Genomic DNA, 4,477 nt, shown 5'->3' with positions numbered 1-4,477 from the left:
AGGCGTTCGAGGCGCCTCAGACGCACCGCACGTTTCGAATGGGATGTCGGCTTCACTCCTCAGATGCGGATGCCGCCGCCGCAGGTGACGGTCTCGCCGGAGACGTAGTCCGACTCGGGGATGCAGATCAGAAAGTCCCGCAGCCGGAGGGGGCGGCGAGAGCATTGGCCGGCAGGTTGTCGACCAGCAGGGCCAGCGCGCCGAGCACGGCAGCGACATCACCCTGCACGTGTGCGGCATCCAGTGCGGCGAGGGCGTCATCCACAAGATTCCAGGGAGCGGGGGTCCAGGGAGCGGGGTTCCAGGCAGGCACGCATGCGGGCACCGTAGGCCGCGGCTCCCGCCGCGGCATCCGATTTTCCGGGGCATCCGATTTTCCGGGGAAGGTCAGCTCAGCAGGCGCTGCAGGTAGCCCTTCGGGTCGGCCAGGAACCGCCGCTGGTTGCGGACCAGTTCCAGGTCCTCCCAGTCGACCGAGCGGAAGCCGCCCTCGTCGAGTTCGACGATGGTCGCTCCGGGCAGCGCGGCGAGGACGGGGGAGTGCGTCGCGATCAGAACCTGCGAGCCGTCGGTGACGAGGTCGGCGAGGATCGCGACCAGGCTCAGGCAGCTGCCGAACGACAGCCCGGACTCCGGCTCGTCGAGGACGACCAGGCCGGTGTCGTCGCGGTGCGCGGCCAGCGTGGTCAGGAACGACTCGCCGTGGCTGAGCTCGTGGGCACGGGCACCGGGCGAGATCGCGCCGTGCAGGTTCGTGGTGCCGAAGCCCTGCTCGGGTGCCTCGGAGCGAAGGAACACTCCGTGCCGGGTGGCGCCCTTCCCGCGCACTATCCGCAGTGCGGGGGCCAGCGCGGTCTGCCGGGCGGAGACCCCGCGCCGTGGGGTTCCGCCGGCGGCCGGGAGGCCGTAGGCCTCGGCGATGCCCTCCACGATCGTGGACTTGCCGGTGCCGTTCTCGCCGACGATCACCGTCGCCGCGCCGAAATCCAGTCCGTCCCGCAACAGCATGCCGACGCCGGGAAGCGAGGCGGGCCACTGCTTCGAACAGATGCCCTCCCCGCCGAGCGCAGCCGCCTCGACGCGGGTGATCGGGAGCGCCACGTTAGGCGGCGTGGCCTAGGTAGCGCGCGAACAGGTCCTCGCCGTCCAGCTCGCCGGGCTCACCGGCGAACGCGACCTGACCCTTGTGCAGCAGGTAGACGAAGTCGGAGAGCGCGAGGGCCTTGGTGACGTACTGCTCGACCAGCAGCAGGCTGGCGCCGCCGGCAGCGATCGTGCGGAGGAACTCGAAGATCTCGTCGACGACGATCGGGGCCAGGCCCATCGAGACCTCGTCGAGCAGGACCGTTCTCGGGTTCTGGATGTACGCGCGCATCAGCGCGAGCATCTGCTGCTCGCCGCCGGAGAGCGTGCCGGCGACCTGGTCGAGCCGGCGGCCGAGCACCGGGAAGATCGACGCGGCCGCCTCGTAGGTCTTCTCCTCCTCGCCGCGCTTGCACTGCACGACCAGGTTCTCCCGCACCGTCAGCGACGGGAACACGCCGCGGCCCTCGGGCACGTGGCAGACGCCCTTGCCGACCAGGGCGTTCGGCGCCCAGCCGGTGACATCGGTGCCGTCCACGACCAGCGCGCCCGCGGTCGGGCTGACCAAACCGGCGGCGACGCGCAGCACCGTGGTCTTGCCGGCGCCGTTGGCTCCGAGCAGGGCGACGATCGAGCCGGCCGGCACGTGCAGGGTGACGTCGTGCAGCACACGGGTACCGCCGTACCCGGCATGGACCTCACGCAGCGACAGCATCGTTGTCTCCCTCAGCTCACGGCGTGCACTGGTACTTGCTGGCCTTGGGCGCGGTCCAGCCCTTGTCGGTCAGCAGCTCGAAGTAGATGCACTTGATCGACGGTGCGGCCTTCTGCCCGGGGGAGAAGGTGATCGGCGGCGCGAGGCCGTCCAGGGTCTCGTTCTTGATCTTGCCCAGCCCGGTGAGGACGTCGGCAGCGAGGATCGGCTTGTCCCGGCCGGCGGTGCCCAGGTTCGCGATCGCGGCCTCGAACAGCTTCGCGCTGGCCCAGGCGGTCATCGAGTTCCCGTCGGTCTCCATGCCCGGCGAGAACGTCGCGAGCGCCGCGGCGTACTCCTTCTGGCCCGCAGTGTCGGTGAGCATCCACGGGGCGTTGCCGCTGGCGACGGACAAGGTGTTGCGCCGGATGCCCGGATCCTTGGACTGCGCGGGGCTGATGACGCCACCGCCGGAGATGAACTGGGGGAAGTACCCCAGTGCCGCGCAGGAGCGGGCCACGCGGGCGATCGCGGAGCCGTCCACACCCATGCCGAAGCCGTCGACCCCGGCGTTCTTGGCGTTCTGGCACTGGGCGGTGAAGTCGGTCTGGGTCAGCGAGACCGGCGACTGGTAGACCAGCTCGGCGCCTGCGGCCTTGGCCTTGGCCGGGATGATCTTCGCCATCGCCGTGCAGATGCTCGCCTCGACGCAGTACAGCAGTCCGAGCCTTTTCTTACCCTCGCTCACGGTCTGGCGCAGCCCGCCGTCGATGAGGCCGTCCAGGCTCGCGCCCTGCGGGAACAGCAGCGGGTGCGCGGTCCAGGCGAAGTCGACACCGTCGCCGCCGACGATCGGCACCTTGTACTTCTCGATCACCGGCAGGATCGCCGGCATCGAGAGCGGCGTGAAGACGCCGACGATCGAGGACACCTTCTTGTTGACGATCAGGTCCTGCGCGGCCGCGGCCCCGCGGCTGGGGTCCGCCCCGTCGTCGGCGGCGAACACCGTGACGGGGTGGCAGGCCACGCCGCCGCGCGCGTTGACGGCCTTGGCCCAGATCGCGAGCGTGGTCCGGGCGGACGCGGAGATCGCGCCGAGCACCCCGCTGAAGCTGCCGATCTGACCCAGATTCAGCGGCGCCCCCTGACCGGTGCACTTGCCGTCCGCGGTCTGCGCGGTCGTGCCCGAAGCGGCCGGCTTCGTCCCGGGTGTCGTGATGGTGCTGGTATCGGTCGTGCCCGGCGTGGTGACGGTTCCCGGCACGGTGCCGGTGTCGACGGTGCCGGGGACGTTCGTGGTGGGGGCGCCACCGGGCACCTGGGCACCGGCGGCCAGTTGGTCGAGGGAGGTCTGGTCGAGCTGCACCGGTCCGGTGCTCACGCCGGCCAGCACCTCGTCCTCGCTGGCCCGCGTGCCGCAGCCGCTCACGAGCAGGGTGGCGGCGAGCAGCACGGCGGCTACGGCGCGACCGGAGGAGATCACCGACCGCTCCCTAACGGCTGGGTGCACACCGGGGTGCTGCCCTTGGGCGCTGTCCAGCCGGCCGGGGTCAGCAGTTCGAAGTACACGCAGTTGAGCTCCGGTGCCGCCTTCTGCCCGGGAGAGAAAGTGATCGGCGGCGACAGCCCGTCGAGGGTGTCGTTCTTGATCTTGCCCAGGCCGGTGAAGATGTTCGCGGTCGTGATCGGCGCCGAGCGCGCCCCGTCCCCGAGCCTTTCGATGGCCGCCTCGAACAGTTTGGCCGCCGCCCACGCGACCATCGAGGGCCCGTCGGTCTCCAGACCTGGTGCATAGCGCGCCAGGGCCTGGGCGTACTCCCGCTGGCCCGGGGTGTCGGTGAGCATCCACGGGGCGTTCGAGCTGGAGGTGGACACCGTGTTCTTCCGCATCCCGGGATCCCGGGCCTGGGCCGCGCTGATGATCCCGCCCCCGGTCACGAACTGGGGGAAATAGCCGAGGGCAGCGCAGGAGCGGGCCACCCGGGCGATGCCGGAGCCGTCGACCGCCATCCCGAACGCGTCCACGCCGGCGTTCTTGGCGTTCTGGCACTGCGCGGTGAAGTCGGTTTGGGTCAGCGAGACGGGCGAGCTGTACACGACCTCGGCCCCCTGGGCCTTGGCGCGGGGCGGAAGGTCCTTGGCGACCTGGGTGCAGATGCTGGACTCGACGCAGTAGAGCAACCCGTGCTTGAGCTTCTTGTTCGCGATCGCCTGCTTGAGCGCGCCGTCGATGATCGCGTTCAGGCCGCCGCCCTGCGGGAACATCTGCGGGTGCGCGAACCACGAGGGCGCGACCATGTCGCCACCGACCACGGGCAGCTTCGAGCGTTCGATCGCGCCCATCATCCTGGGTAGGGCCAGGGAGATGACGCCCACCAGCGCCTGGACCTGGTGCTGGGAGACGAGCTCGCCGATCAGGGCGGCGCCGCGGCTCGGATCCCCGCCGTCGTCGACGGCGTAGACGTTGACCGGGTGGCAGGCGAGCCCGCCGGCGGCATTCACGTGCTTGACCCAGACCGCCATGGCGGTACGCCCGGAGGCGGTGATCGGGCCGAAGACGCCGCTGAAGCTGCCGATCTGACCCAGGTTCAGCGGCGCGCCTGGCGTGGTGCAGGCCTTGGTCGACGCGGCGCCGGGTGCTGCCGCCGTGGCCGTACCGCCGCCCGGCGCGGTGCCGGGCGCAGGCGTGCTTCCACGCCC

At 70.8% G+C, this 4,477-nt stretch carries 5 protein-coding genes; all 5 read right to left on the bottom strand.

The window, feature by feature from the left end:
* Nucleotides 1–127 precede the first annotated feature (127 nt).
* Nucleotides 128–313: a hypothetical protein gene (locus H0X00_RS21895; RefSeq protein ID WP_293774829.1), complete on the bottom strand. Its 186-nt coding sequence runs from the start codon at nucleotides 311–313 to the stop codon at nucleotides 128–130.
* Between the two features lie 74 nt (nucleotides 314–387).
* A complete protein-coding gene (locus H0X00_RS21890; protein WP_293774828.1) occupies nucleotides 388–1,101 on the bottom strand; it encodes an AAA family ATPase in 714 nt (237 codons plus the stop codon).
* Nucleotide 1,102: 1 nt separating this feature from the next.
* A complete protein-coding gene (locus H0X00_RS21885) occupies nucleotides 1,103–1,798 on the bottom strand; it encodes an ABC transporter ATP-binding protein (protein WP_293774827.1) in 696 nt (231 codons plus the stop codon).
* 16 nt (nucleotides 1,799–1,814) lie between these two features.
* Nucleotides 1,815–3,260 (bottom strand): ABC transporter substrate-binding protein, encoded by a 1,446-nt coding sequence (locus H0X00_RS21880; RefSeq protein ID WP_293774825.1) that lies wholly within the window; start codon nucleotides 3,258–3,260, stop codon nucleotides 1,815–1,817.
* A partial coding sequence (locus H0X00_RS21875; RefSeq protein WP_293774823.1) for an ABC transporter substrate-binding protein occupies nucleotides 3,257–4,477 on the bottom strand: 1,221 nt, incomplete at its 5' end. The genes H0X00_RS21880 and H0X00_RS21875, both read right to left, overlap by 4 nt.

The sequence above is a fragment of the Sporichthya sp. genome (assembly GCF_013815995.1).
In the GTDB taxonomy this organism is placed as follows: Bacteria; Actinomycetota; Actinomycetes; order Sporichthyales; family Sporichthyaceae; genus Sporichthya.
This window is presented reverse-complemented; position numbering and strand designations above follow the sequence as displayed.

What these genes read in the sequence shown, in the direction of transcription:
- H0X00_RS21885 (WP_293774827.1), bottom strand. Translation starts at nt 1,798, where the DNA reads ATGCTGTCGCTGCGTGAGGTCCATGCCGGGTACGGCGGTACCCGTGTG.